The organism is Streptomyces sp. NPDC049954, from assembly GCF_040656295.1.
Lineage (GTDB): Bacteria > Actinomycetota > Actinomycetes > Streptomycetales > Streptomycetaceae > Streptomyces.
In genome coordinates this window covers 103,889-129,095 of the sequence record NZ_JBFALS010000006.1, presented here as the reverse complement: position 1 = coordinate 129,095, position 25,207 = coordinate 103,889, and the positions used below count along the sequence as shown (strand labels likewise).

19 protein-coding genes and 1 riboswitch are annotated in these 25,207 nt (G+C 73.7%); of the genes, 6 read left to right on the top strand and 13 right to left on the bottom strand.

What is annotated here, in order from left to right; translation table 11 throughout:
- Positions 1 to 100: 100 nt before the first annotated feature.
- Positions 101 to 1,399, top strand: a complete 1,299-nt coding sequence (locus AB0J21_RS14970; RefSeq protein ID WP_363146355.1) for an MFS transporter — start codon at positions 101 to 103, stop codon at positions 1,397 to 1,399.
- Positions 1,302 to 2,678 carry a D-arabinono-1,4-lactone oxidase gene (locus tag AB0J21_RS14965; RefSeq protein ID WP_363146354.1) on the top strand — a complete coding sequence of 459 codons (1,377 nt, stop codon included), beginning with the start codon at positions 1,302 to 1,304 and terminating at the stop codon, positions 2,676 to 2,678. Before AB0J21_RS14970 ends, AB0J21_RS14965 begins: the two co-directional genes overlap by 98 nt.
- 101 nt (positions 2,679 to 2,779) lie before the next feature.
- Here AB0J21_RS14965 and AB0J21_RS14960 read toward each other — a convergent pair whose 3' ends face one another.
- Positions 2,780 to 4,132: a hypothetical protein gene (locus AB0J21_RS14960; protein ID WP_363146353.1), complete on the bottom strand. Its 1,353-nt coding sequence runs from the start codon at positions 4,130 to 4,132 to the stop codon at positions 2,780 to 2,782.
- Between the two features lie 480 nt (positions 4,133 to 4,612).
- Here AB0J21_RS14960 and sepH point away from each other — a divergent pair, with 480 nt between their 5' ends.
- A complete protein-coding gene (sepH, locus tag AB0J21_RS14955; RefSeq protein WP_363146352.1) occupies positions 4,613 to 5,680 on the top strand; it encodes a septation protein SepH in 1,068 nt (355 codons plus the stop codon).
- A gap of 373 nt (positions 5,681 to 6,053) precedes the next feature.
- Here the strand turns inward: sepH and AB0J21_RS14950 are convergent, their stop codons facing one another.
- On the bottom strand, positions 6,054 to 6,881 hold the full coding sequence (locus AB0J21_RS14950; RefSeq protein WP_363146351.1) for a sulfurtransferase: 828 nt from the start codon (positions 6,879 to 6,881) through the stop codon (positions 6,054 to 6,056).
- Between the two features lie 379 nt (positions 6,882 to 7,260).
- Here AB0J21_RS14950 and AB0J21_RS14945 point away from each other — a divergent pair, with 379 nt between their 5' ends.
- A complete protein-coding gene (locus tag AB0J21_RS14945) occupies positions 7,261 to 7,980 on the top strand; it encodes a VOC family protein (protein ID WP_363146721.1) in 720 nt (239 codons plus the stop codon).
- Between the two features lie 47 nt (positions 7,981 to 8,027).
- On the opposite strand, the gene AB0J21_RS14940 is transcribed toward AB0J21_RS14945, so the two are convergent.
- The 4 genes from AB0J21_RS14940 to AB0J21_RS14925 all read right to left on the bottom strand — a co-directional run bounded on the left by AB0J21_RS14940 (position 8,028) and on the right by AB0J21_RS14925 (position 13,582).
- Entirely contained in the window at positions 8,028 to 8,678 is a 651-nt protein-coding gene (locus AB0J21_RS14940) for a thymidine kinase (protein WP_363146350.1), read from the bottom strand.
- Between the two features lie 112 nt (positions 8,679 to 8,790).
- Positions 8,791 to 9,984, bottom strand: a complete 1,194-nt coding sequence (locus AB0J21_RS14935; RefSeq protein WP_363146349.1) for a nucleotide pyrophosphatase/phosphodiesterase family protein — start codon at positions 9,982 to 9,984, stop codon at positions 8,791 to 8,793.
- Positions 9,984 to 10,610, bottom strand: a complete 627-nt coding sequence (locus tag AB0J21_RS14930; protein WP_363146348.1) for a DUF5998 family protein — start codon at positions 10,608 to 10,610, stop codon at positions 9,984 to 9,986. The genes AB0J21_RS14935 and AB0J21_RS14930 overlap by 1 nt, the downstream gene beginning before the upstream one ends.
- 71 nt (positions 10,611 to 10,681) lie before the next feature.
- Entirely contained in the window at positions 10,682 to 13,582 is a 2,901-nt protein-coding gene (locus AB0J21_RS14925) for a GNAT family N-acetyltransferase (protein ID WP_363146347.1), read from the bottom strand.
- 170 nt (positions 13,583 to 13,752) lie between these two features.
- Here AB0J21_RS14925 and AB0J21_RS14920 point away from each other — a divergent pair, with 170 nt between their 5' ends.
- The gene (locus AB0J21_RS14920) at positions 13,753 to 14,034 is read left to right on the top strand and encodes an HPr family phosphocarrier protein (protein WP_363146346.1); all 282 of its coding nucleotides are present in this window, start codon (positions 13,753 to 13,755) and stop codon (positions 14,032 to 14,034) included.
- Between the two features lie 280 nt (positions 14,035 to 14,314).
- Here AB0J21_RS14920 and AB0J21_RS14915 read toward each other — a convergent pair whose 3' ends face one another.
- The 4 genes from AB0J21_RS14915 to AB0J21_RS14900 all read right to left on the bottom strand — a co-directional run bounded on the left by AB0J21_RS14915 (position 14,315) and on the right by AB0J21_RS14900 (position 19,239).
- Positions 14,315 to 14,992 (bottom strand): GntR family transcriptional regulator, encoded by a 678-nt coding sequence (locus AB0J21_RS14915; protein ID WP_363146345.1) that lies wholly within the window; start codon positions 14,990 to 14,992, stop codon positions 14,315 to 14,317.
- Between the two features lie 201 nt (positions 14,993 to 15,193).
- Positions 15,194 to 15,991, bottom strand: coding sequence for a M23 family metallopeptidase (locus tag AB0J21_RS14910; protein ID WP_363146344.1), 798 nt, complete (start codon positions 15,989 to 15,991; stop codon positions 15,194 to 15,196).
- Between the two features lie 12 nt (positions 15,992 to 16,003).
- A riboswitch (cyclic di-AMP (ydaO/yuaA leader) is annotated at positions 16,004 to 16,155 on the bottom strand.
- A 304-nt stretch (positions 16,156 to 16,459) separates the two neighbouring features.
- Positions 16,460 to 17,845, bottom strand: a complete 1,386-nt coding sequence (locus tag AB0J21_RS14905) for a pitrilysin family protein (protein WP_363146720.1) — start codon at positions 17,843 to 17,845, stop codon at positions 16,460 to 16,462.
- A gap of 20 nt (positions 17,846 to 17,865) precedes the next feature.
- Positions 17,866 to 19,239, bottom strand: coding sequence for a pitrilysin family protein (locus AB0J21_RS14900; RefSeq protein ID WP_363146342.1), 1,374 nt, complete (start codon positions 19,237 to 19,239; stop codon positions 17,866 to 17,868).
- Positions 19,240 to 19,574: 335 nt separating this feature from the next.
- Here AB0J21_RS14900 and AB0J21_RS14895 point away from each other — a divergent pair, with 335 nt between their 5' ends.
- Entirely contained in the window at positions 19,575 to 22,049 is a 2,475-nt protein-coding gene (locus AB0J21_RS14895) for a DNA topoisomerase IV subunit A (protein ID WP_363146341.1), read from the top strand.
- A 62-nt stretch (positions 22,050 to 22,111) separates the two neighbouring features.
- Here AB0J21_RS14895 and AB0J21_RS14890 read toward each other — a convergent pair whose 3' ends face one another.
- The 3 genes from AB0J21_RS14890 to AB0J21_RS14880 all read right to left on the bottom strand — a co-directional run bounded on the left by AB0J21_RS14890 (position 22,112) and on the right by AB0J21_RS14880 (position 25,192).
- Positions 22,112 to 23,275 (bottom strand): GTP-binding protein, encoded by a 1,164-nt coding sequence (locus AB0J21_RS14890; protein WP_363146340.1) that lies wholly within the window; start codon positions 23,273 to 23,275, stop codon positions 22,112 to 22,114.
- Positions 23,276 to 23,415: 140 nt separating this feature from the next.
- On the bottom strand, positions 23,416 to 23,919 hold the full coding sequence (locus tag AB0J21_RS14885; RefSeq protein ID WP_363146339.1) for a GNAT family N-acetyltransferase: 504 nt from the start codon (positions 23,917 to 23,919) through the stop codon (positions 23,416 to 23,418).
- A gap of 58 nt (positions 23,920 to 23,977) precedes the next feature.
- The gene (locus AB0J21_RS14880) at positions 23,978 to 25,192 is read right to left on the bottom strand and encodes a citrate synthase (RefSeq protein ID WP_363146338.1); all 1,215 of its coding nucleotides are present in this window, start codon (positions 25,190 to 25,192) and stop codon (positions 23,978 to 23,980) included.
- Between the last annotated feature and the right edge of the window lie 15 nt (positions 25,193 to 25,207).

The window sequence follows — 25,207 nt, the reverse complement described above, 5'->3', positions numbered from 1 at the left end:
CGGCTAGGTTCACTCATTACCCCCCTCTGTCCTCGCCCCTGTCCGCGCGGCGCCCTCCCCGGGCCGTCGTGTGTCCACGGCCGCACGCCCGGAGCCCTCCTTGCCCAGCCCCTACCGCGCCATCTTCGCCGCGCCAGGCAGCCGTTCCTTCTCGCTCGCGGGGCTGCTCGGGCGGCTGCCGCTCGCGATGATGGGCATCGGCATCGTCACGATGATCTCGCAGCTCACCGGCCGGTACGGGCTCGCGGGCGGGCTCTCGGCGACGGTCGCGCTGGCCTCGGCGGCGCTCGGTCCGCAGATTTCGCGGCTGGTGGACCGGCACGGGCAGCGCAGGGTACTGCGGCCGGCCACACTGATCGCGCTGGCGGCGACGGCGGGGCTGCTGCTGGCGACGGTGTGGGAGTGGCCGGACTGGACGCTGTTCGTCTTCGCCGCCGGGATCGGGAGCGTGCCGAGCATCGGCTCGATGATCCGCTCCCGCTGGGCGGCGCTGTACCGCAGCGAGCCCCGCATGCTGCACACCGCGTACTCCTTCGAGTCGGTGATCGACGAGGTGTGCTTCATCTTCGGGCCGATCGTCTCGATCGGTCTGTGCACGGTGTGGTTCCCCGAGGCCGGACCGCTGCTCGCGGGGATCTTCCTGGCCGTGGGCGTCTTCTGGCTGACCGCGCAGCGGGCGACGGAGCCGGCGGCCCACCCGGTGGAACAGCACGGCGGGGGCAGCGCGCTGCGCTCGGTGGGGCTCCAGGTCCTGGTGGGCACCTTCGTCTCGACGGGGGCGATCTTCGGTGCGGTCGACGTGGTCACGGTGGCCTTCGCCGAGGAGCAGGGCCACAAGAGCGCGGCGAGCCTGGTGCTGGCGGTCTACGCGCTGGGCTCCTGCCTGGCGGGGGTCGTGTTCGGGCTGTTCCACTTCGCGCGGCCGCCGGCCCGTCGCTGGGTGATCGGGGTGTGCGCGGTGGGCGTGAGTATGATCCCCCTCCAACTGGTCGGGAACCTTCCGTTTCTGGCCGTGGCGCTGTTCCTCGCGGGCCTCACGATCGCTCCCACGATGATCACGACGATGGCCCTCGTCGAGCAGCACGTACCCCGCGCGAAGCTGACCGAGGGCATGACCTGGGTGAGTACGGGTCTGGCCGTCGGCGTCGCGCTCGGTTCCTCCGTCGCGGGCTGGGTCATCGACGCCCGGGGGGCCGCCGCGGGCTACGCGGTCCCGGGAGTCGCCGGGGCGGTCGCGGTCGTGGTCGCGTTCCTGGGGTACCGCCGGCTGTCGAGGCCGGCACCACAGCGGGGAGGGGCCGATGGACAGGACGCAGGCAGGGCCGCGGAAGACGGCGTGGCCGGGGCGGCGGAGGGTACCGCCGAGGCCGGGCAGGAGCGGCAGCGGGACGTGGCGTAACTGGGGCGGGAACATCAGCGCCCGGCCGGCCCGTGAGGCGGCGCCCGCCTCGGTCGAGGAACTGGCGGCGGCGATACGCCGGGCAGCCGAGGACGGACTGACCGTCAAGGCGGCCGGTACCGGCCACTCCTTCACGGCGATATCCGCCACCGAGGGGGTGCTGATCCGCCCCGATCTGCTGACCGGGGTGCGGGAGATCGACCGCGAGGCGGGGACGGTCACCGTGGAGGCGGGCACCCCGCTCAAGCGGCTGAACCTCGCGCTGGCCCGGGAGGGGCTCTCCCTGACCAACATGGGCGACATCATGGAGCAGACCGTCGCGGGCGCGGTCAGCACCGGCACGCACGGCACCGGCCGGGACTCCGCCTCGATCGCCGCGCAGATCGTGGGGCTCGAACTGCTCACGGCGGACGGCACGCTGCTGCGCTGCTCGCGGCAGGAGAACGCGGAGGTCTTCGCGGCGGCGCGGATCGGTCTCGGCGCGCTCGGTGTGCTCACCGCGGTGACCTTCGCCGTCGAACCGGTCTTCCTGCTGACCGCCCGTGAGGAACCCATGGCGCTGGACCGGGTCCTCGGCGAGTTCGACGAGCTGGTCACCGAGAACGAGCACTTCGAGTTCTACTGGTTCCCGCACACCGGCCGCTGCAACACCAAGCGCAACAACCGCAGTCAGGGACCGGCCGCCCCGCTCGGGCGGCTGGGCGGCTGGTTCGAGGACGAGTTCCTCTCCAACGGCCTGTTCCAGGCGGTCAACTCGCTGGGCCGCGCGGTGCCCGCGACGATCCCGGCGGTGGCCCGGGTCTCCAGCAGGGCGCTCTCCGCCCGGACCTACACGGACATCCCGTACAAGGTCTTCACGAGCCCGCGCCGCGTGCGCTTCGTGGAGATGGAGTACGCGCTTGCGCTCGCGGAGATCCCGGCGGCCCTGCGGGAGCTGCGAGCCGTGGTCGAGCGTTCCGGGCTGCGCGTGAGTTTCCCGGTGGAGGTGCGTACGGCGCCCGCCGACGACATCCCGCTGTCCACGGCCTCCGGTCGCGCCGCCGGCTATGTGGCGGTCCACCTGTACCGGGGCACCCCGTACCGCGCGTACTTCACGGCGGCGGAGGCGGTCTTCACGGCGCACGGCGGGCGGCCGCACTGGGGCAAGGTGCACACGCGGGACGCCGCCTACCTCGCGGAGGTCTATCCGCGCTTCGCCGAGTTCACCGCGGTGCGCGACCAGCTCGACCCGGACCGGCTGTTCACCAACCCGTACCTGCGCCGGGTCCTCGGCTCCTGAGAACGCCCGGTTCGCAGCGGTGCGAGCGGACGACAGCGAAGAGGCCCGTCCCCGGCGTCGGTACGCCGGGGGCGGGCCTCTGTCCGTGCTTCCGGTCGAGGTCAGGGCGCCTGGGTGGCGTCCTGCTCGGGCTGCACCTCGCGTTCCGCGCCCTGGCCCGAGCCGTCCTGGCCGGTTCCGTTCCCCGCACCGTCCTGGCCGGTCTGCGGCGGGACGGACTGCGAAGGCGTCGGGGTCGGCGCGGCCGGGGAGCCGTCGCCGCTCTGGCCCTGTCCCCCGCTCCTGTCCGTCCCGGGAGAACTGGCGGCCCCGCCGCCCTTCTCGGTGCCCTGGCTCGTTCCCTTGTCCTTCACGCTCGTACCGGGCGAGGGGCTGGTGTGCTCACCGGGGGATTCCGTGGCGCTCCCCGAACCGGAGGGATCCGCCCCGGGCTGCTCACCCTGCGAGGGGGTGACGCTCGGTTCGGTGGCCGGGCCGTCGTGCCGGGAGGAGCCGCCGCCGTTCCCGCCGATATGGCTGATCGTGGGCCCGTGCCCGCCGCTGAGCGAGTGCCCCGCGAGCAGTTCGTAGCCCGTGATCCCTGCCATGGAGACGCCGAACACGGCAGCGGCGGTGAGCAGCGGCTTACGCCAGCCGCGCAGCCGGGTGCCGTGGGTCACGGCCGCGCCGAACTCCTCCGGGAACCCTTCGGTACCGGCGTCGGCGGGGCCCTGCGGAGTGGAGCCCGGCCCGGACGGGCCCGCGGAGCCGGCGGCGCGCAGCAGCCGGGTGGCCGCGTCGTCCGCGTCCGTCCGCCGCAGCAACCGGGTCGCCTGATCAGCGCCCTGCGCCTGCCCGAGCACTCGGGTCGCCCGGGCCTCGCCTCCGGGGTTCTCCGGCTGCCGCAGCAGTCGGGTCGAGTCCTCGCCCTGCCGCGCCCCGGGGAGCACACGGGTCGACTCTTCCTCGGGGCGCACGTGCGCCTGCGGCCGGGTCGGGTCCGCGCTCTCTGGCAGCGCGGGCATCATCCGCGTCTCGGGGCCGTCCTGCTGGAGGGTGCCGTCCGCCACCGCGAGGTCCTCGCGGTGTTCGGGGTGGGCGAGGAAGGTCGAGGCGACGGGCACCCCGTCGCCTGCCACGGGGATGGCGTGCGGCCGGGGCTTGACCTGGACGGCGGCCTCACGGATCTGTTCCCCGGTACGGCGGAACAGGTGCTGGAAGACGGTGCCGCCGGTGGTCGCCACGATGCTCATGACGCCCGCGCCGAGGATGGTCCCGTAGACGCCGAGCTGGGAGGCGGCGATGGCGGCGGCCACGGAGGCGACGGCCGAACCCGCGACCTGCGCCACGCTCAGCTCGATCCGCTTGGACGCGCCCCCGGCCTTTCCGTCCGTTTCGCCCGATATGTCAACTTCAGGGCTTTCGCCGCGCTTTACGTCTTCCTTGAGCATCTCCAGCCTTACATCGCCTTTCATCCACCTTGCCGCACGGACTGACTATCGGGCGAATCGAATGGTTCCGGTTCCGTAGATTTTGTGAAGCGCGCCACCCGGCACACCCGCCCCTTTGCCGCCTGCCCCCGAAGTGCCCCCGGAATGACTCCTTCCGTAGGACAACTCCCCCGCGTGGAGCAAAGTTCGGCGATACGACGTCCACCCCGGTGGCCCGAATGGAGTACTGTTGCGAGCCCTGGGTCCGGTCTCCTGTCAGGGTGTCCGAAGCCCGTCGCACCGGGGCAGCCGACTCCGGCGGGGCGGTCCTCGCGACATGTGGGCGGCCGGGTGGTCACTCAGCGTTGCAAATGAGTAACCGTGCCATAACGGAGCGTCAGGGTCCGACCCCGACACGCCGGGCAACTCGGCAAGGTTGTGGCAGGCTGCACCCGGGCAGGCCACACTCGACTAGCGGAAGCAGCGACGCACGTGACGTCGGCAGGCACCACCCGGGAGGTTCCCATGCCCGAACTGCGTGTCGTGGCCGTCAGCAACGACGGCACACGGCTGGTGCTGAAGGCTGCCGACAACACGGAGTACACCCTCGCCATCGACGAGCGGCTGCGTGCCGCCGTGCGCGGCGACCGGCCGCGCCTGGGCCAGATCGAGATCGAGGTCGAGAGCCACCTGCGGCCGCGGGACATCCAGGCGCGGATACGAGCCGGTGCCAGCGCGGAGGAAGTCGCCCAGCTGGCCGGGATCCCCGTGGACCGGGTACGCCGCTTCGAGGGCCCCGTCCTGGCCGAGCGCGCCTTCATGGCGGAGCGGGCCAGGAAGACCCCGGTACGCCGGCCCGGCGAGACGGCGGGTCCGCAGCTCGGCGAGGCCGTGCAGGAGCGCCTGTTGATGCGCGGGGCCGACAAGGAGACCGTGCAGTGGGACTCGTGGCGCCGGGACGACGGCACCTGGGAGGTCCTGCTCGTCTACCTGGTCGCGGGTGAACCGCACTCGGCGAGCTGGACCTACGACCCGCCGCGCCGGCTCGTCCAGGCGGTGGACGACGAGGCGCGTTCGCTGATCGGCGAGTCCGACGAACTGGCCGCGCCCGAACCGAGCTTCCCCTTCGTGCCGAGGATCGCGCGGCTGCCCAGGGACCGGCCGCTGGACCGTTTCGAGCGACCGGCCCCCGAGCGCCCCGCGGTGCCGCCGGCCCCCGCCGAGGACGAGGAGGAGCAGGCGCTCACGGCGTCCTCCTCGGACCAGGGCCGGGACTCGCTGACGAGTCTGCTGGAGGCGGTGCCGAGCTTCCGGGGCGACATGGTGGTCCCGGAGCGTCCCTCCGCGGACCGCCCCGCGCAGGACGAGCCGGACCAGGAACCCGAGGTCGAGGAGCCCCCGGCCCCGGCGGCCTCGGCCGGCTCGGCGTACGCGGACGTACTGATGCCGCGTGCGGTGACCAGCCATCGCGACCGGCTGATCGGCTCGACGGACCGTCAGGCGGAGGCCGACGGGGTACGTCCCGGCCGCCGCGCCGCCGTGCCCAGCTGGGACGAGATCGTCTTCGGAACGCGGCGCAAGAAGCAGGAGTAGCCCCCCCGGCATGAGGCCGGCACGAGACACGAGTGGGGCCGCCCGGCGGACGGGTGGCCCCACTCGTGTCACACACCGGGCCGGGCGGGGCCGGGGGCGTCCGGCGGATCGTGGCTGGGTCACGGCGCCTGGCACGGCACTCCCCCAGCCTCCGGCAGGAGGACGCCCACGCCGCGTAGCCGAAACGCCCCCACAGCCTCTTCTTCCCCAAGCTCTCCGCCCCGTTCGAACAGGCGGGGCCCCGTCCGAGACGCTCCGGCGCCTCGCGCCGCCGCGCCCTGCCCGGCCCCGATCTCCCTATAGGGCCTGTCTTCAAAATAGGGCCTGTCTTCAAACTGGCGCCGCGCGGCAGGCGGCAGTTTGAAGACAGGCCCTACGCGGCCCCGGTCGCCACGGGCCGCTTCGGGTCGGCGCTCCACTCCGACCAGGAGCCCGGGTAGAGCGCCGCCTCGAAGCCCGCGATGCGCAGGGCCAGGATCTCCTGAGCGGCGGACACCCCCGAGCCGCAGTACACGCCGACCGGGGTTCCCTCGCGGACGCCCAGCGCCCCGAAGCGCTCGGCGAGTTCGGCGGCGGGCCGGAAGCGGCCCGCGGCGTCCAGGTTCTCGCCGGTCGGTGCGGAGAGGGCGCCCGGGATGTGTCCGGCCACCGGGTCGATCGGCTCGACCTCCCCCCGGTACCGCTCCCCCGCCCGCGCGTCCAGCAGGACCCCGCTCCCGGCGAGGGCCGCCGCGGCGTCCGCGTCGAGGGTGGGCAGCGCTCCCGGGCGCGGGGTGAAGTCGCCCGGCTCGGGGGCCGGCGCGCCGGTCTCCAGGGGCCCGGCCCAGGCGGGCAGTCCCCCGTCGAGCACGCGCACGTCCGGGTGCCCGGACCAGGTCAGCAGCCACCAGGCGCGGGCGGCGGACCAGCCCTGGCCGCCGTCGTAGACCACGACCCCGCGGTCTTCGCGCACCCCGGCCGCGCGCACGGCCCGCGTGAACACGTCGAGCGGGGGCAGCGGGTGGCGGCCGCCGGAGCCGGGCGGGGCGGCCAGTTCGGCGTCCAGGTCGACGAACACCGCACCGGGCAGGTGGCCTTCGAGGTACTCGGGACGTTTGGCGGGGGCGCCGAGCTGGTAGCGGATGTCGAGCAGCACCGGGGGTTCGGGGGCGCCGAGGGCCTCGGCGAGTTCGTCTGCGGAGATGAGCGGCGTCGTGGTCATGGGGTCATCCTCGCGCACCGGACGCCCCCCGGTCGGCCCCGCCCGGCGCACGACCTTTGGGACCAAGGGTGCACAATCGGGTACGCAACGTGCGCGGCCCGGGCCTCCGGTGACGCCCGCGGGCCCCCGGGGAGGGGTGCGGCGGGGCCGGTCCGGCCGGGGTGGGCCGCGCGCGACCCGGAACACGGAAGGAGTCCGAGGGACAGTGGCGATGGCTGAGGGGCGGTGGATGGCCGACGGAGACGAGGCGGCCGGCGCGGACACGACCGGGGAGACCGGCGCGGGCGAAGAGGGCGCGTCCCGCGGGAACCGGTCCGGCGAGACCGCGGAAGGGGGAACTCCGCCGCGCGTGCCCGGGTCACCGTGCTGGGTGAGCCTGATGGTGCGCGACCCGGTGGCCGCGCACGGCTTCTACGGGGCGTTGTTCGGCTGGGAGTTCCGGAGCGGGCCGCAGCAGCTCGGCCCGTACGAGCGAGCGCTGCTGGACGGCCGGGAGGTCGCCGGGATCGGCCGGCTGCCCACGGGATCCGGGCTGCCCGTGGCCTGGACTCCGTACTTCGCGGCGGAGAACGTCGACCGGCTCGCGGAGACGGTACGCGCCTGCGGGGGCACCGTCGGGGTCGGCCCGCTGGACTCTCCGCACGCGGGCCGGATGGCGCTCGCCATCGATCCGACGGGCGCGGCTTTCGGGCTGTGGCAGGCGGCCGGGCACCAGGGGTTCGCCGTGACGGGGGTGGCGGGGGCCCAGTCCTGGATCGAGCTGGTCACGCGGGACACCGCCTCGGTGGGCCCGTTCTACCGGCGGGTCTTCGGCTTCACCGCCGAGCCGGTGGTCTCGGCCGATCTCGACCACGTGACGCTGTCCCTGGAGGGGCGGCCGGTCGCGGCCCTGCACGGGGCGGGCGGTGCGCTGTCGCACACGCAGGGGCCGCGGTGGCTGACGTACTTCGAGGTGGACGACGTCACGGAGTCGGCGGCGCGCGTCGCCCACCTGGGGGGCGAGGTGCTGCGCGCCCCGCGGGAGGGGTCGCTGGGTGCGGAGGCGACCGTGGCCGACCCGGAGGGTGCCGTCTTCGTCCTGGTGCGGACGCGTGGGTGAGGGCGCGGGCCGACGGGGCGCGCGGCCGGGCGGACGCCCGTCCTCGCTCAGTCGGCGGTGACCGGCAGGACGTCCGGGGACAGGGTGCCCGCTCCGGCCACGGCGCTGGTCAGCCTGCGCCGGTGGTGGCGGCGGCACAGCACCTCGTAACCGACGTCCTCGGAGCCCTCGTTGACGTCTCCGACGACGACCTGTTCCCCTTCGACCACCATGATCCCGCCGACCGTGCGGGCGTTGTGGGTGGCCTTGGCCCCGCACCAGCACAGCGCCTCGACCTGGAGCGCCTCGATGCGGTCGGCCAGTTCGATCAGCCGCTGCGATCCGGGGAAGAGCCTGGTGCGGAAGTCGGTCGTGATGCCGAAGGCGAAGACGTCGAGCCCGAGATCGTCCACGACGCGGGCGAGCTGGTCTATCTGCTCGGGGGCGAGGAACTGCGCCTCGTCGACGATGACGTAGTCGGCCCGGCCGCCGCGCGAGAGGTGATCGACGAGATAGCCGTAGAGGTCCATCCGCTCGTGCGCCTCGACGGCGTCGGTGACCAGGCCCAGGCGGGAGGAGAGCTTCCCCTCCCCCGCCCGGTCGTCACGGGTGAAGATCACGCCGCGCAGGCCCCGGGCCGACCGGTTGTGCCCGATCTGGAGCGCCAGGGTGCTCTTTCCGCAGTCCATGGTTCCGGAGAAGAACACAAGCTCAGGCATGGGGGCGGGAGCCTTTCGTACGGGGTCGGGGCGGTCGGCGGGCGCGGGCGTGCCGGGGCCCGGGGGCGGTCGTGGTGGGGACGCGGGGCGCGCGGGGAGCGTACGCCCTCGCTCAGGTGCGCACTTCGAGCAGGGGGACGAGTTGCTCCTCGGGGGTGAGCGAACCGTGCATCCCGATCAGCTCCGACTCGCGGGGCTCGCGGCGGGTGGCGACGACGGCGACCCGGTCGTGGGCGGCGGCGAGGACGTCGCCGATCCGGGGCAGCACCCGGGCGTCGAGTTCACCGGGCGGTCCGAACCAGCCGGCCTCGACGGCCTCCTCGCGGCTCGCGACCCAGAACTGCTCGCCGAGGACCTCGCGCCACACGGTCAGGACGTCGGCGGCGGCGCCGGGCACCGCGTAGACGTGCCGGGCTCGGCCCTCGCCGCCCAGCAGGGCCACCCCGGCGCCCAGTTCCCAGTCCTCGTCGAAGTCGATCCGGGAGGGTTCGTCCTGCGGGATGTCGACCATGCCGTGGTCGGCGGTGACGTAGAGGGCGCTGCGCGGGGGCAGTTGCTCGGCGAGGCGCTGGGCGAGGCGGTCGACGTGCATGAGCTGCCCGCGCCAGGCGTCGGAGTCCACGCCGTAGCGGTGGCCGCTCGCGTCGACCTCGCTGTAGTACGTGTAGACCAGGGAGCGGTCCCCGGCGGCGAGTTCGAGGGCCGCGCGGTCCATGCGGTCCTCTCCGGTGAGGCGGCCGTGGAAGGTGCCGCCGCTGAGCGCGACCTGGGTGAGCGGGGTCTCGCGGAAGTGCGGGGCGGAGACCTGTGCGGTGTGCACCCCGGCGGCGTCGGCGGCGCGGAAGACCGTCTCGTACGGCTGCCAGGCGCCCGGCGAGGTCCAGGGCTGCCAGCGGAGCTGGTTCATCAGGTCGCCGGTCGCGGGGTTGCGCACCGTGTAGCCGAGCAGCCCGTGCCGCCCGGGGACGGTGCCGGTGCCCACCGAGGCGAGGGAGGTCGCCGTGGTGGAGGGGAACCCGGAGGTGAGCGGCTGCCCGCTGCCGCCGCGCGAACCGGCGACCAGCGAGGTGAGGAAGGGGGCCTCGGCGGGGTGGGCGCGCAGCTGTTCCCAGCCGAGGCCGTCGATCAGGAAGACGCAGGCGCGGTCGGCGGGGGCCAGTTCGGTGAGCGCGGCCCGGTACCCGGGGACGTCCCAGCCCGCGGCGAGCGTGGGCAGGAGGTCGGCGAGGGAGCCGTGCCCGTACTGCGGCAGGGGGGCCGAGCCGAGCGGCAGGATCGCTGGTTCGTCCCAGGCGGGCTGCGCCATCAGCGGCCGGCTCCGGGGGTGTTCTGCGGGCCGGCCTCGGCGGCGGGGGCGGCCGCGGTCGCCTCGGAGAGCGCCTGGGCGAAGTCGAGGGTCTGGCGGACCGTCTCGGGGCCGTCGCCGGCCTCGCTGACCCGCAGGCTCAGGTCGTCGGCGGTCGAACTGCCGGTGTAGCCGTGGTCGGCCTCGCAGTTGGGGTCGCCGCAGGCCGCGGGTTCGAGGTCGAGGCGGGAGACGGCGCCCCAGCCGATGGTCAGCACGACCTCGCGCGGCAGGGTGCCGGGGGTGTACGACTCGGGGTTCGCGACGACACGGCTGAGGACGACCGAGGAGATCCGGTGGATCTTCACGGACTCGGTCGAGGTCGTGGCGTACGGGGTGGGCGAGGTGTCGTCCGCGGCCTGCTCGTCGGTGTGGCTGACGATGAACCGCTGGTCGGTGAGGACCAGGACGGTGACGTGGCGGCGCACCTCGTTGGCGTCGAAGGTGGTCTCCTGGTGGACCAGGTACGCGACGACGGGTTCGCCGCCGACCGCGGCCTCCACCGCCTCGGCCACGAGGGCCGGGTAGTAGCCGCTGCGCTCGATCGCCGCGCGCAGCCCCTGGGTCGTCGTACCGGTCTTTGCCATGCCGTCCATCCTACGGCCGCCCGCCCCCTGCCGAGGACGCCGTGCGCCGTCGGCGCCGGGCCGGGCGGCGATCAGTAGACGGGCAGCCGTCGCGGGCCGAGCGTGCCCTGGACGGGGGCGGGCGCGAGCCGCAGCGAGGCGCCGAGGACGCACACCGAGGACTGCGAGACCACGACGGGTTCGAGGGAGAGGGCGACCACCTCGGGGTGGTCGTCCACGAGCCGGGACACGCGTTGCAGGAGTTCCTGGAGGGCGGCGGTGTCGACGGGGGCGGCCCCGCGCCAGCCGAAGAGGAGGGGCGCGGTGCGGATCGAGCGCACGATCGAGGCGGCGTCCTTGTCGGTGACGGGGACGAGCCGGTGCGCGGTGTCGCCGAGCAGTTCCGAGGGGGCCCCGGCCAGGCCGAAGGACAGGACGGCTCCGGCCGCCGGGTCCAGGACGGCGCGCACCACGGTGTCCACGCCGCGCGGTGCCATCGACTGGACGACGGGGTGCAGTTCCGCGGGGGTGCCGAGGAGGGCGGTGAGTTCGGCGTAGGCGCGGCGCAGGTCGGCCTCGTCGGCGAGGTCGAGCCGGACCCCGCCGAGGTCGGGGCGGTGGCGCAGGTGGGGCGCGGTGATCTTGAGGGCGACCGGGTAGCCGAGCCGGGCGGCCGCCTCGACGGCGTGGTCGGCGTCGGGGGCGGGCAGGGCGGCCAGGGTCGGGATGCCGTAGTGGCGCAGCAGGTCCTCGGTGTCGGCGGGCCCGGGGCTCGTGCCGCGCGCCGTGTGCGGGAGGGCGTCGAGGAGCGCGGCGATGCGCCGGGCGGCGCCCTTCTCGTCGACGTCCTCGAACTCGGGGACCTTCCCGGGGTCGGCGGCGTCCTTGCGCCACTGGCCGTGCTGCACGGCGCGGGCCAGGGCCCGTACGGCCCGCTCGGGCGCGGGGTAGGCGGGGATGCGCGTCGCGGTGGGGACGGCGGTCTCCTCGTCCCCCGACGTGGGGGCGGAGACGGCCGGGACGGAGGGCCCGGTGTCCGTGTGCGGGGCGGCCGGGGCCCCGCAGGTGCGCGGGAGGTTCGCGCGCACGGCGCCGCCCGGGGTACGGGCCCCGGCGGCGGCCGGGAGGGTCGCGCTCGCGGCGGAGAGGGCGTCGGCGAGGCCGCCGAGTTCCACGTGGACGACAACGACCGGTTTGCGTACGGGGGCGTCCGCGACCGTCTCGCGCAGCGCGGTGCCCAGCTCCTCGCCCTCGGGCCACTCCATGGCGCCCTCGCCGCCGATCCACGGGATCGCGGTGACGACGACGGCGTCGCTCGCGTCGGAGGCGAGCGCGTCCTTGAGCGCGCGGCGGAAGTCGGCGGGGGTCGCGGCGGTCGTGAGGTCGAGGGGGGTGTGCGGTCGCAGTCCCTCGGACAGGCACGCGTCGTAGGTGAGCAGGCCGAGGGACTCGGAGTTGCCGAGGATCGCGACGCGCGGTCCGGCGGGCAGCGGCTGGTCGGCGAGCAGCACCCCGGCGTCGACGAGGTCGGTCACGGTGTCGACGCGGACCACCCCGGCCTGGCCGAGCAGCGCGGAGACGGTGGCGTGCGGCAGCCGGGTCCCGGTCACGGCGTGCAGCGGCGGGGTGGTGGCGCCGTGCCGGGCGCCCTGGACCACGACGAGGGGTTTGGCGGTCGCGGCGCGGCGCGCGAGGCGGGTGAACTTGCGGGGGTTGCCGATGGACTCCAGGTACATGAGGGCGACGTCGGTGTCCGGGTCGTCGTACCAGTACTGGAGGACGTCGTTGCCCGAGACGTCGGCGCGGTTGCCCGCCGAGACGAAGGTGGACAGTCCGGCGCCCCGGCCGTGCAGTTCGGAGAGCAGGGCGATGCCGATGGCGCCCGACTGGGTGAACAGGCCGATGCGGCCCGCGCGGGGCAGTTCGGGGGCGAGCGAGGCGTTGAGCCGGACCTCGGGGGCGGTGTTGACGAGGCCGAAGGCGTTGGGCCCGAACAGCCGCATCCCGTAGGTGCGGGCCTGCTGGACCAGCCGGCGCTGCCTGGCCCGGCCCGCCTCCGCGCTCTCGCCGTACCCGGCGCTGATGACGACGAGTCCGCGCACCCCGTGCTCCCCGCACTCGGCGACGGCCTCGGGCACCCGGTCGGCGGGGACGGCGAGGACGGCGAGGTCCACCGGCAGGCCGATCGCGGTGACGGTACGGAAGGCGGGCACCCCGTCCAGGGTGTCCTGGCCCTCGGGGAAGTTGCTGTTGACGGCGTACAGGCCGCCGGCGAAGCCGCCGCGCAGCAGGTTGCGCAGGACGCTGCGGCCGACACCGCCGTCCGTGCGGCCCGCGCCGATCACGGCGACGGAGGCGGGGGCGAGCAGCCGCTGCACCGAGCGGCCTTCGGCGCGCTGCTCCCGGGCGTACTGGACGGCGAGCGAGCGGTCGGTGGGTTCCAGGTCGAGGGTGAGATGGACGACCCCGTCCTCGAAGCTGCGCCGCTGCTGGTACCCGGCGTCGGTGAACACCTTGATCATCTTGGTGTTGGCGGGCATCACCTCGGCGCCGAACCGCCGGATGCCGCGCTCGCGCGCGACGGCCGCGATGTGTTCGAGCAGGGCGGAGGCCACGCCGCGGCCCTGGTGGCCGTCCTGGACGAGGAAGGCGACCTCGGCCTCGTCGGCCGGGGCGGAGGCGGGCATGCCCCGGGAGTCGATCCGGTCGAAGCGGACGGTGGCGATGAACTCCCCGCCCACGGTCGCCGCGAGTCCCACCCGGTCGACGTAGTCGTGGTGGGTGAAGCGGTGGACGTCCTTGTCGGACAGCTTCGGGTAGGGCGCGAAGAACCGGTAGTACTTCGACTCGTCGGAGACCTGCTCGTAGAAACTGACCAGCCGCTCGGCGTCGTCCGCGGTGATCGGCCTGATCCGGGCGGTGCCCCCGTCGCGCAGCACCACGTCGGCCTCCCAGTGCGCGGGGTAGCTGTGCCGGTCCTCCGGGGTCTCCATGGGGTCAGCGTACGACCGCCTGTGCGAGTAGCGGAGGCGCCGGGCGGGGAGCAGTGTGAGCGGGGAGTACCGGCGAGACCGTGTCCCCACGCAAGGCCCTGTGCCAGCATGGGGTGATTGGTCTAGACAACCCAGGGTCCCTGACGACCCGGATTCTGAAGGGCTGCAACATGGCTGAACGTCGCGTCAACGTCGGCTGGGCAGAGGGCCTCCACGCCCGTCCCGCCTCCATCTTCGTCCGCGCGGCCACGGCCGCCGGGTTCCCGGTGACCATCGCGAAGGACGGGGGGCAGCCGGTCAACGCCGCTTCGATGCTCGCCGTCCTCGGCCTCGGCGTCGAGGGCGGCCAGGAGATCACGCTCCACGCCGACGCGGAGGGCGCCGAGGCCGCCCTCGACCGGCTCGCCAGGCTCGTCACCGAGGGGCTGGACGAACTGCCCGAGACGGTCTGAGCGGGCGGCTCCCCCTCTCGGGCGACGCTGCGGCGGACGCGGGCCCCCCGCGTCCGCCGCAGCGTTTTCCGTGCACGTTCCGCGCAGGGGTTTCCGTACGGCGTTTCCGCGCGGCGGCGGGACACTTTCCGGAAGAATTCGGGCACCGGCGACCACCACCCCGCACAAGAAGTCCGGGAAACACGGAAGAGCCCCCCGAAACCCCTTCGCATTCATCTCCGGAATTGCGGGCACAACAAAGAGACCCCCGCATTGCTCACCTTTGTATACGGCGCCATTGTTAATGTCGGCCGCCCACCGTGTTTACGGCATGTTGCGAAGACCTCACACGCTCCGTGCCGCGCAGCCGGTGGGCCTGCCGGGCCCGTTCCCCGTGCTGCGCGGTCAGCGTCCTGGCCCGCTCGGCGTCCCCGCGGGCCACCGCGTCGACGATCGCGCCGTGCTCCGCCCAGGACTCCTGGGGGCGGGCCGGGGAATCGACGGTCCACATCCAGACGATCTTGTGCCGGAGCTGGGTCAGCAGCGTGGTGAGCGCCTCGCTCCCGGAGGACTGCACGAGGGTCTCGTGGAACCAGCCGCCCAGGGACCGCAGATCCTCGTCCTGGCCGCGCCTGGCCCGCTCCTGACCGAGTCTGACCAGTCCGCGCAGCACCTTGAGGTGGGCGTCGGTGCGGCGCTGGGCGGCACGCGCCGCGCACAGCGGTTCCAGCAGCAGCCGCATCTCCAGCAGGTCGACGGCCTCCTGCTCGGAGGGCTCGGCCACGTGCGCGCCCGCGTGCCTGCGGGTCACGACGAAACCCTCGGCCTCCAAGGTGCGCAGCGACTCCCGCACCGGGACGCGCGAGACGCCGTACCGGCGGGCGAGCAATTCCTCGGTGAGCCGGCTGCCGCGCTCGTACACACCGGAGACGATGTCGTCCCGGATGGCGGTGCATACCGAGTGCGCCGGAATGCTCATGGACCGACCTCCGCTTTAATCCCCGCGAAACGTCGTCGATTGACGCCCGTTCAGTGACTCTATTAGAACAGGCGTGAATTTCCGATGGGAGACGGCATTCCATGGATATCTTTTGGCCGGAAAGCCACCCCGCGCACGCCGAAGGCCCCCGGGGTGACCGGGGGCCTTCGGCGGACGCGGGCTGTTGGTGGCGCCCTCGTCTCAGACGTTGACGCCGTGGGCGCGGAGGTAGGCGACGGGGTCCATGTCGGAGCCGTACTCCGGGCTCGTACGGGCCTCGAAGTGCAGGTGCGGTCCGGTCGAGTTGCCCGTCGAGCCGGAGATCGCGATCTGCCGGCCGGGGCCGACGCGCTGCCCGACGGAGACGGTCGCGGAGGTCAGGTGCCCGTACTGGGTGTAGGTGCCGTCGTCCATGCGCAGGACGACCTCGTTGCCGTAGGCCCCGCCCCAGTCGACCGCGACGACGGTGCCCGCGCCCACGGCGTGCACGCTGGTGCCGCTCGCCGCGTGGAAGTCGATACCGGTGTGGCTGCCGGAGGACCACAGCGAGCCGCCGGACTGGTACCCCGTGGACACGTACGAGCCGTCGACCGGCGCCACGAAGGCGTTGAGGCGCTCGCGCTCGGCGGCGCGGGCGGCGCGGGCGGCGCGCTCCTTGGCCTCGCGCTCCCGCTTGGCCCTGGCCTCCGCCTTGCGCTTGGCCTCCTCGGCTTCCTTCTTGGCCTGCGTGGCCGCCTTCTCCTGAGCCTCGGCCTGTTCGGCGGCGGCGTGCTGGAGGGCGGCCTGGGTGGCGATCTCCTCGGCGAGACCGTCGCCGAGGGTGATCGCGCGGGTCAGCCCGGTGTCGTGGGCGGCCGGGGCCTCGACGGCGGACGCGGAGGCGGCGAGACCGCCGACGACGCCGGTCGTGGTGAGAGCGGCGACCGAGGCGACCCGGGCGCCGGCCCGGCTCCCGCGGCGGGGACGACGGTGCTTGCCGGAGGGGCGCGTGAACGCCATGGAGTGGGTGATCCTTTCCTTCCCTCTCGCCTACCGGGTTAGCTGACGGGTTCGGAGCAGGAAGGTCTCCTACGGTCACCGCCGGGCGGTGGCCGATTCACCCCAGTGAAACCTGGGTCCCCGGCTCCCTCGGCTCGCGCCTCGGGACTCGGCGATGACTGCCCGGTGCCGCTGGTGCGACGGGTACCTGACGAACAGCCGGACCGACGCTAAACGGGACATCCGGGCCGCAACAAACGGAACCGGCGTTTTGTCGCGCATGCCACAGCGCAGACAGGGCGTCATACGGCATTCGGGACAAAGGTGGGAGAGGAGGGGAACGGAGGGAGGGCCGCCGGGGACGGAAGGGAGCCTGCGGCGGACGGCCCGTCACGCGGACGCGCCAGGGCCCCGGTGTCCCTCCGTCTTCGGAAGGCGCACCGGGGCCCTGAGACCGCGTCAGCGGGTTCGGCTCGCGCCGGGCGGGCCTCAGCCCTCGACGACGGTGACCTCGCCGATACCGAGGGCTCGGACCGGTTCGGCGATCTGCGCGGCGTCCCCGACCAGGACCGTCACGAGGTGGTCGACCGGGAAGGCGCTGACCACGGCGGCGGTGGCCTCGACGGTGCCGGTCTCGGCGAGCCGGCGGTACAGCTGGGCCTGGAAGTCGTCGGGCAGTTGCTGCTCCACCTGGTCGGCCAGGGTGCCCGCGACGGCGGCGGCCGTCTCGTACTTGAGCGGGGCGACGCCCACGAGGTTCTGCTCGGCGGTCTCGCGCTCGGCGTCGGTGAGCCCGTCCGCGGCGAGCACCCGCAGGACGTTCCACAGGTCCTCCAGCGCGGGACCGGTGGACTCGGTGTCCACCGAGCCGCTGATGGCGAGCATCGCGGCGCCGGGCGCGACCGAGCTGCCCGCGGCCGGAGCGGCCGAGCGCAGCACCTGGCCGAAGGCGCGCACCCCGTAGGTGTAGCCCTTCTCCTCGCGCAGGACCCGGTCCAGCCGCGAGGTCAGGGTGCCGCCGAGGCAGTACGTGCCGAGGACCTGCGCGGGCCAGACCCGGTCGTGCCGGTCCGCGCCGATCCGGCCGATGAGCAGCTGGGTCTGCACGGAACCGGGACGGTCGACGATGTAGACGCGGCCGGTGTCGTCGGCGGTGATCGGCGGCACGGGCAGCGGCTGCGCGGTGTTCCCGGTCCACGCGCCGAGGGTCTCGGCGAGCAGGGCGTCGAGGTCGACACCGGTGAGGTCACCGACCACGACGGCGGTCGAGGTGGCCGGGCGGACATGCCTCTCGTACAGCGCGCGGACGGCCGAGGAGTCGATCGCGGAGACCGTCTCCTCGGTGCCCTGGCGGGGGCGGGACATCCTGCTGTCGGCGGGGAAGAGCCGCTTCGACAGCTCCTTCGCCGCGCGCCGCGCCGGGTTCGCCGCCTCGTGCGGGATCTCGTCGAGACGGTTGGCCACGAGCCGCTCGATCTCGGCGTCCGCGAAGGCCGGGGAGCGCAGGGCGTCGGCGAGCAGGCCGAGCGCCTTGGGCAGCCGGGAGACCGGGACCTCCAGCGAGATGCGGACGCCGGGGTGGTCGGCGTGCGCGTCGAGGGACGCCCCGCAGCGCTCCAGCTCGGCCGCGTAGTCCTCGGCGGAGTGCTTGTCGGTGCCCTCGGTGAAGGCGCGGGCCATGATCGTGGCGACCCCGTCGAGACCGGCCGGTTCGGCGTCCAGCGGGACGTCGAGCAACACCTCCACGGCGACGATCTGCTGGCCGGGGCGGTCGCAGCGCAGCACGGTCAGCCCGTTGGGCAGGGTGCCGCGTTCGGGCGCGGGGAAGGCCCAGGGCTTCGCGGTGCCGGGCTGGGGCTGCGGGTGGAACTCCATGGTGCTCTGCACGGCGTCGCTCACTTCTGTGCCGCCTCCTCGTCCTGGTCGGTGTCCGCGGCGTCGTCCCGCGCGGCGGGGTCGCCCTCGGGGGCGGTGGGCTCGTAGACGAGGACGGCGCGGTTGTCGGGCCGCAGTCGGGCCGCCGCGATCTCGCGGACCTCGTCGGCGGTGATGTCGAGGACCCGCCCGACGGCGGTGAGCGCGAGCTGCGGGTCGCCGAAGAGGACGGCGTAGCGGCACAGTTCGTCGGCGCGGCCGGCCACGGTGCCGAGCCGGTCGAGCCACTCGCGCTCCAGCTGGGCCTGGGCGCGCTCCATCTCCTCGGCGGTGGGGCCCTCCTCGGCGAAGCGGGCCAGCTCCTCGTCGACGGCGGCCTCGATGGTGGGGATCTCGACGTCGGCGGAGGTCTTGACGTCGAGCCAGCCCAGCGAGGGGGCGCCGGCGAGCCGCAGCATGCCGAATCCGGCGGCCACGGCCGAACGGTCCCGGCGCACCAGGCGGTTGTAGAGCCGCGAGGACTCGCCGCCGCCGAGCACGGTGAGCGCGACATCGGCGGCGTCGGCGGCGCGACCGCCGTCCTCGGGCAGGCGGTAGGCGGCCATGAGGGCGCGGGCGGGCACCTCCTCGCGGACGACCTCGCGCAGTTCCTCGCCGATCACCTCGGGCAGCGAGCCGTCCCTCGGGGGCTGCTTGCCGTCGTGCGAGGGGAGGGAACCGAAGTACTTCTCGACCCAGGCCAGCGTCTGCTCAGGGTCGATGTCGCCGACGACGGAGAGCACCGCGTTGTTCGGCGCGTAGTACGTGCGGAAGAAGGCGCGGGCGTCCTCAAGGGTCGCGGCGTCCAGGTCGGCCATCGAGCCGATGGGGGTGTGGTGGTAGGGGTGGCCCTCCGGGTAGGAGAGCGCGGTGAGCTTCTCGAAGGCGGTGCCGTAGGGCACGTTGTCGTAACGCTGGCGGCGCTCGTTCTTCACGACCGCCCGCTGGTTGTCCAGGGACTCCAGGTCGAGGGCGGTGAGCAGGGAGCCCATCCGGTCGGCCTCCAGCCACAGGGCCAGTTCGAGCTGGTTGGAGGGCATCGTCTCGAAGTAGTTGGTGCGCTCGAAGCTCGTCGTGCCGTTGAGGGAGCCGCCGGCGCCCTGCACGAGTTCGAAGTGCCCGTTGCCCTTGACCTGGGCGGAGCCCTGGAACATCAGGTGCTCGAAGAGGTGGGCGAGACCGGTGCGGCCCTTCACCTCGTGGCGCGAGCCCACGTCGTACCAGAGGCAGACCGCGGCGACCGGGGTCAGATGGTCCTCGGAGAGCACCACCCGCAGGCCGTTGGCCAACCGGTGCTCGGTCGCTGTGAGGCCGCCGGAGCCGGCCCGGTCGGTGGCCGTGTGACCCATGGGCATGTACGTCCCTTCGCTCACCGGACCCCTCGCCGGCTGTCGCGCGGCGCCGGCGGGGGCGGCCGGTGATGTCCGTCGATGGTTGTCCGTCGATTCGTGCTGTCACTGTATGCAACCGCACGGACATCTGGCGAAGTTCCCCGTACTCCGAAGGTCTCGCGGCGTGCGCGGGCACCGGGCCGGTAGCCCGCCGACGGTCCCGCGATCACCCCTTGCGGGGCCTCGCGGCGGGCCGCGTCGGACGGGTCGAGGTCGGGCTTGTCGGTACGGCGGTCCACAATGGTCCGCGTCAGAAGCAGCCGATGCCGTGATCCACACGCGAAGGAGCCGCAGCAGCGATGGCCCGCCGCAGCACGAAATCCCCGTCTCGGGGCACCTCCCGGGCTGACGAAGGCGATTTCGAGGAGAAGATCCTCGACATCGACGTCGTCGACGAGATGCAGGCCTCCTACCTGGAGTACGCGTACTCCGTCATCTACTCCCGGGCCCTCCCCGACGCGCGGGACGGCATGAAGCCCGTGCAGCGCCGCATCGTCTACCAGATGAACGAGATGGGCCTGCGCCCCGACCGGGGCCACGTCAAGTGCGCCCGCGTCGTCGGCGAGGTCATGGGCAAGCTCCACCCGCACGGCGACGCGTCGATCTACGACGCGCTGGTGCGCATGGCGCAGCCGTTCTCCATGCGGGTCCCGCTGGTCGACGGCCACGGCAACTTCGGCTCGCTGGGCAACGACGACCCGCCTGCCGCGATGCGGTACACCGAGGCCAGGATGGCCGACGCGGCCTCCTTGATGACGGAGTCCATCGACGAGGACACCGTCGACTTCGCCGCGAACTACGACGGCCAGGAGCAGGAGCCGCTGACCCTCCCGGCGGCCTACCCGAACCTGCTGGTCAACGGCGCCTCGGGGATCGCGGTCGGCATGGCCACCAACATGGCCCCGCACAACCTGGCCGAGGTCGTCGCGGCGGCCCGCCACCTCATCAGGCACCCGGGCGCCGACCTGGAGACGCTGATGAAGTTCGTCCCGGGCCCCGATCTGCCCACCGGGGGGCGCATCGTGGGCCTCGCGGGCGTGCGGGACGCGTACGCGACGGGGCGCGGCAGCTTCAAGACCCGGGCGACCGTGGCGATCGAGAGCGTCACGCCCCGCCGCAAGGGCCTCGTGGTGACGGAACTGCCGTTCACCGTCGGCCCCGAGAAGGTCGTCGCCAAGATCAAGGACCTGGTCGGCTCGAAGAAGCTCCAGGGCATCGCGGACGTCAAGGACCTCACCGACCGCGAGCACGGTCTGCGGCTCGTCATCGAGATCAAGAACGGCTTCGTGCCCGAGGCCGTCCTGGAGCAGCTGTACAAACTGACGCCGATGGAGGAGTCCTTCGGCATCAACAACGTCGCGCTGGTCGACGGGCAGCCCCTGACCCTGGGTCTCAAGGAGATGCTGGAGGTCTACCTCGACCATCGCTTCTCCGTGGTGCGGCGGCGCAGCGCCTTCCGGCGCGGCAAGCGCAAGGACCGGCTGCACCTGGTCGAGGGCCTGCTCGTCGCGCTGCTCGACATCGACGAGGTCATCCGCATCATCCGCTCCAGCGACAACTCGGCGCAGGCCAAGGAGCGGCTCATCGCGCACTTCTCGCTCAGCGAGATCCAGACGCAGTACATCCTGGACACCCCGCTGCGCCGGCTCACCCGGTTCGACCGGATCGAGCTGGAGAGCGAGCGGGACCGGCTCAGCACCGAGATCGAGGAGCTGACCCGCATCCTGGACTCGGACGCGGAGCTGCGGAAGCTGGTCTCCTCCGAACTGGCCGCGGTGTCGAAGAAGTACGGGACCGAGCGGCGTACGGTGCTGCTGGAGTCGGCGGGCGCCCCGGTCGCGGCGGTGCCGCTCCAGGTGGCGGACGACCCCTGTCGTGTCCTGCTCTCCTCGACCGGTCTGGTGGCCCGTACCGCCAACGACGCCCCCTTCCAGGAGGGCGAGGACAAGCGCGCCAAGCACGACGTGATCGTCTCGGCGGTGCCGGCCACGGCCCGGGGCGAGGTCGGCGCCGTCACCTCCGCGGGCCGGCTGCTGCGTGTCGCGGTGGTCGACCTCCCGCAGCTGCCGGACACCAACTCCGCGCCCTCGCTGGCCGGAGGGGCCCCGGTGGCCGAGTTCGTCCGGCTGGAGGGGGACGAGTCCCTGGTGGGCCTGTGCACCCTCGACGAGTCCTCCCCCGGCCTCGCGCTCGGTACGGCGCACGGCGTGGTGAAGCGGGTCGTGCCGGACTATCCGGCCAACCGTGAGGAGCTGGAGGTCATCACCCTCAGGGACGGCGACCGCATCGTGGGCGCCGCCGAGTTGCGCACGGGCGAGGAGGACCTCGTGTTCATCACCGACGACGCCCAACTGCTGCGTTTCCAGGCGTCCGTGGTCCGCCCGCAGGGCCGTCCCGCGGGCGGGATGACGGGGGTGAAGCTCGCTCAGGGCGCGAAGGTGCTGTCCTTCCACGTGGTGGACCCGGCCGTCGAGGCCGCCGTGTTCACCGTCGCGGGCTCGCGGGGCACCCTGGACGACTCGGTGCAGACCACGGCGAAGATCACCCCGTTCGACCAGTTCCCGCGCAAGGGGCGGGCGACCGGTGGCGTGCGCTGCCAGCGGTTCCTGAAGGGCGAGGACTGCCTGAGCTTCGCGTGGGCCGGCCCCACCCCGGCGCGCGCCGCCCAGCGGACCGGGGTCCCGGCCGCCCTGCCCGAGCCCGACCCGCGCCGGGACGGCTCCGGTGTCTCCCTGGACAAGCCGGTCGCGGCGGTGGCGGGCCCGGCGGCCTAGGAACCCGGCGCCCCGGGGACGCGGGGGCGGTCCCGGCCGGGACCGCCCCCATGAGGTATTTCCTAGGAGAGGGCGGCGTCCCGCCGTTCGTCCGTCTCCTGCTCCTGCTCGGCCTCCGGCGGTGTCGACGGCTCCTGGACGTAGCGCAGGACGCCCCACATCCGGCGCTGGCCGTCCGCGTCGGCACCGCCGAGCAGGGCGGTCGCGTCAGCGGGGGCGACGGAGTCGGCGCGGCACCCGTCGAGGGCCGCGCGCAGCCCCTCGGCGTCGATTCCGGCGCCGATCAGGACCAGTTGGGTGCCGGGCACACCGCCGCTCGGCGGCCAGGGCTCCGGGTAGAACCGGAGGAACCGTCCTACGGCGTGCACGGCGTACCGGTTGAGGGGGTCGGCGGGGCCGAAGTCGACGTACCCCTTGATCCGGTAGAGCCCTTCGGGCCTGCGGTCGAGGAAGGACATCAGCCGCACCGGATCGAGCGGCTCCGCGCAGGCGAAGGACACGCTGTCGTAGCCGTCGTGCAGGTGGGAGTGGGGGCGCTTCGGCGAGCCCGCGCCGGCCGCGGCCTCCTCCCCCTCCGTCCGCTCGGCGCGCAGGTCGTCGAAGGACAGCTGTCCGACGCGCTCACGGGCGGGCCTGCGGTCGAACAGCAGGTCCGGGTCGATACGGCCGTGGGAGGCGGGTACGACGGCGGCGCCTCGTGCGGACGCCGTGATCTCGGCGAGGAGTCCGGCCCGGTCGGCGGGGGTCAGCCGGTCGGTCTTGTTGAGGACGACGAGATCGGCCACGCCGAGGTGCCGCTCGATCTCGGGGTGCCGCTGCCGGGTCGCGCGGAACTCGACCCCGTCCACGACCTCGACGAGCCCGCCGTAGACCAGGCCGGGGTTCTCACTCGCCAGGACCATGCGGACCAGCTCGGCGGGTTCGGCCAGCCCGCTGGCCTCGATCACGATGAGGTCGACGCGGTGCGCGGGCCGGGTGAGCAGGGCGAGCTGCTCGTCCAGCTCCTCGATGTCCACGGCGCAGCACAGGCAGCCGTTGCCGAGGGACACGGCGGAGCCGACCTGTCCGGCCACCGTCATGGCGTCGATCTCGATACTGCCGAAGTCGTTGACCAGCACGGCGATACGGCTGCCCCGGCTGCTGTGCAGCAGGTGGTTGAGCAAGGTCGTCTTACCCGCCCCGAGGAACCCGGCGAGGATCACGACCGGGATCTGCTGCCCGCGCAAGGATGGCCTTCCTCCCGTGACCGCCGGCCCTCCGCTCGGGCCGGTGAACCGGGCCAGCGTACTGGTCGCGGGCCGGCGGGGACGGCGCGGCCGGCGCGCCGCGAGCCGCGGCCGGGCGGGCGGACGGCGCGAGGCGGGCGCTACCGGGGGCGGGCGGACGGCCGCCGGACCGCGTACACCGTGACCGGCCCGCCGTCGAGGGTGTCCTGCCGCAACGGCGTGAAACCGAGCCGTTCGGCGACGCGCACCGAGGGGTCGTTGCCCGGTTTCATGAGCGCGGTGACGTGGTCGACCGGCAGGGTGGCGAAGCCCCACTCCAGACAGGCGCGGGCCGCCTCCGTCGCGTATCCGCGCCCCCAGTGCTCGGCCCGCAGGGTCCACCCCAGCTCGACCTCGTCGAACCGCTCCCAGTACTGGAGTCCGCTGCGGCCGACGAAGGTGCCGCTGTCGGCGAGTTCGACCGCGCACAGGCCGTGCCCGCGCTCGGCCCACTGCCGTTCGGCCTCGGTGAGGCGCGCCGTTGCCTGCTCCCGGGACCAGGCTCCGACGAACCGGTTGACACGGGGATCGGCGTGCAGTGCGACGCAGGCGTCGAGGTCGCAGAGGCCGAGGGGGCGCAGGAGCAGCCGTTGGGTCCGTAACACGCGCGGCAGCCTAACCGCCCCCGCGGCGGGGCCGGGAGGGCCGCGAGCGGACGCCAGCTCAGGACAGCGCCGGGACCGGGGCGGGGGCGGTGGGTCCGACGTAGCGCGCGCTGGGGCGGATGATCTTCGGATCGGCGGACTGCTCCAGGACCTGTGCGCTCCAGCCGACGACCCTGGCGCACGCGAAGGTCGGAGTGAACATCGCTCGGGGCAGCCCGCACAGTTCCATGACCACCCCGGCGTAGAACTCGACGTTGATGTGCAGCCGCCGCCCCGGCTTCAGTTCGGCGAGCAGTGCCTCGGTACGCCGCTCGACCTCCTTGGCGAACTCCACGCGCTCCCCGCCGAACTCCTCGGCGATCCGGCGCAGCAGACGGGACCTGGGGTCCTCGGTGCGGTAGACGGGGTGGCCGAACCCCATGATCCGGCCGCCCGCCGCGACCTGTTCGCGCACCCAGTCGTCGATCCGCCCGGCCGTGCCGATCGCGTCCAGCGTGTCCAGCGCCCGGCTCGGCGCCCCGCCGTGCAGCGGCCCGGACAGGGCGCCGACCCCGCCCACCAGGCACGCGGCGGCGTCCGCTCCCGTGGAGGCGATGACGCGGGAGGTGAAGGTCGAGGCGTTGAACCCGTGGTCGACGGTGGAGATCAGGTACCGCTCCACGGCGCGGGTCTCGCGCGGGCCGGGTTCCGCACCGGTCACCATGTGGAGGTAGTTGGCCGCGTGCGGCAGGTCCGCGCGCGGCTCGACCGGTTCCAGGCCCTGGCCGAGCCGGTACAGGGCGGCCACGAGAGTCGGCACCACGGCGACGGCAGCGAGCAGATCGGCGCGCCGCTCCTCGGGAGCGAGGTCGTACAGCGGACGGAAACCGCGAGCCGCGCCGAACAGGGACAGGGCGGTGCGCAGCCCGGCGAGCGGGCCCGAGGCCGAGGTCGCCCGGGCGAGGGCCGGCAGCGCGGCGGCCACCTCGTCGGGAAGGGTGCGCAGTCGGGCCGTCCCGGCGGTGAACCGCGCGCGTTCCTCCGCGTCCGGCAGCGCACCGAACAGCATCAGGTGGGCGACGTCCTCGAAGCCGCGGCTGTCCGCGAGTTCGACGGCCGAGTACTGCCGGTAGTGGTAGAACCCCTCCTCTCCCCGCACTTCGCCGAGGTGCGTGTCGGCCACGACCACCCCGGACAGGCCGCGCGGCGCGGCCGGGGACCCGGGAGTCGTGGTGGGGGCCGCTGCCGGTTCGGCCGGCTTCGTGCGGAAGTGCTCGGGCGGGACGGTACTCATGGCGACTCCTTTGCC

Bases quoted from the DNA above. Each gene is read 5' to 3' on its own strand.
- AB0J21_RS14895 (WP_363146341.1), top strand. From the start codon at position 19,575: ATGGCCCGCCGCAGCACGAAATCCCCGTCTCGGGGCACCTCCCGGGCT.
- AB0J21_RS14965 (WP_363146354.1), top strand. From the start codon at position 1,302: ATGGACAGGACGCAGGCAGGGCCGCGGAAGACGGCGTGGCCGGGGCGG.
- sepH (WP_363146352.1), top strand. From the start codon at position 4,613: ATGCCCGAACTGCGTGTCGTGGCCGTCAGCAACGACGGCACACGGCTG.
- AB0J21_RS14905 (WP_363146720.1), bottom strand. From the start codon at position 17,845: ATGGAGTTCCACCCGCAGCCCCAGCCCGGCACCGCGAAGCCCTGGGCC.
- AB0J21_RS14880 (WP_363146338.1), bottom strand. From the start codon at position 25,192: ATGAGTACCGTCCCGCCCGAGCACTTCCGCACGAAGCCGGCCGAACCG.
- AB0J21_RS14960 (WP_363146353.1), bottom strand. From the start codon at position 4,132: ATGAAAGGCGATGTAAGGCTGGAGATGCTCAAGGAAGACGTAAAGCGC.
- AB0J21_RS14930 (WP_363146348.1), bottom strand. From the start codon at position 10,610: ATGGCAAAGACCGGTACGACGACCCAGGGGCTGCGCGCGGCGATCGAG.
- AB0J21_RS14900 (WP_363146342.1), bottom strand. From the start codon at position 19,239: ATGCCCATGGGTCACACGGCCACCGACCGGGCCGGCTCCGGCGGCCTC.
- AB0J21_RS14910 (WP_363146344.1), bottom strand. From the start codon at position 15,991: ATGGCGTTCACGCGCCCCTCCGGCAAGCACCGTCGTCCCCGCCGCGGG.
- AB0J21_RS14935 (WP_363146349.1), bottom strand. From the start codon at position 9,984: ATGGCGCAGCCCGCCTGGGACGAACCAGCGATCCTGCCGCTCGGCTCG.
- AB0J21_RS14950 (WP_363146351.1), bottom strand. From the start codon at position 6,881: ATGACCACGACGCCGCTCATCTCCGCAGACGAACTCGCCGAGGCCCTC.
- AB0J21_RS14915 (WP_363146345.1), bottom strand. From the start codon at position 14,992: ATGAGCATTCCGGCGCACTCGGTATGCACCGCCATCCGGGACGACATC.
- AB0J21_RS14940 (WP_363146350.1), bottom strand. From the start codon at position 8,678: ATGCCTGAGCTTGTGTTCTTCTCCGGAACCATGGACTGCGGAAAGAGC.
- AB0J21_RS14945 (WP_363146721.1), top strand. From the start codon at position 7,261: ATGGTGCGCGACCCGGTGGCCGCGCACGGCTTCTACGGGGCGTTGTTC.
- AB0J21_RS14920 (WP_363146346.1), top strand. From the start codon at position 13,753: ATGGCTGAACGTCGCGTCAACGTCGGCTGGGCAGAGGGCCTCCACGCC.
- AB0J21_RS14925 (WP_363146347.1), bottom strand. From the start codon at position 13,582: ATGGAGACCCCGGAGGACCGGCACAGCTACCCCGCGCACTGGGAGGCC.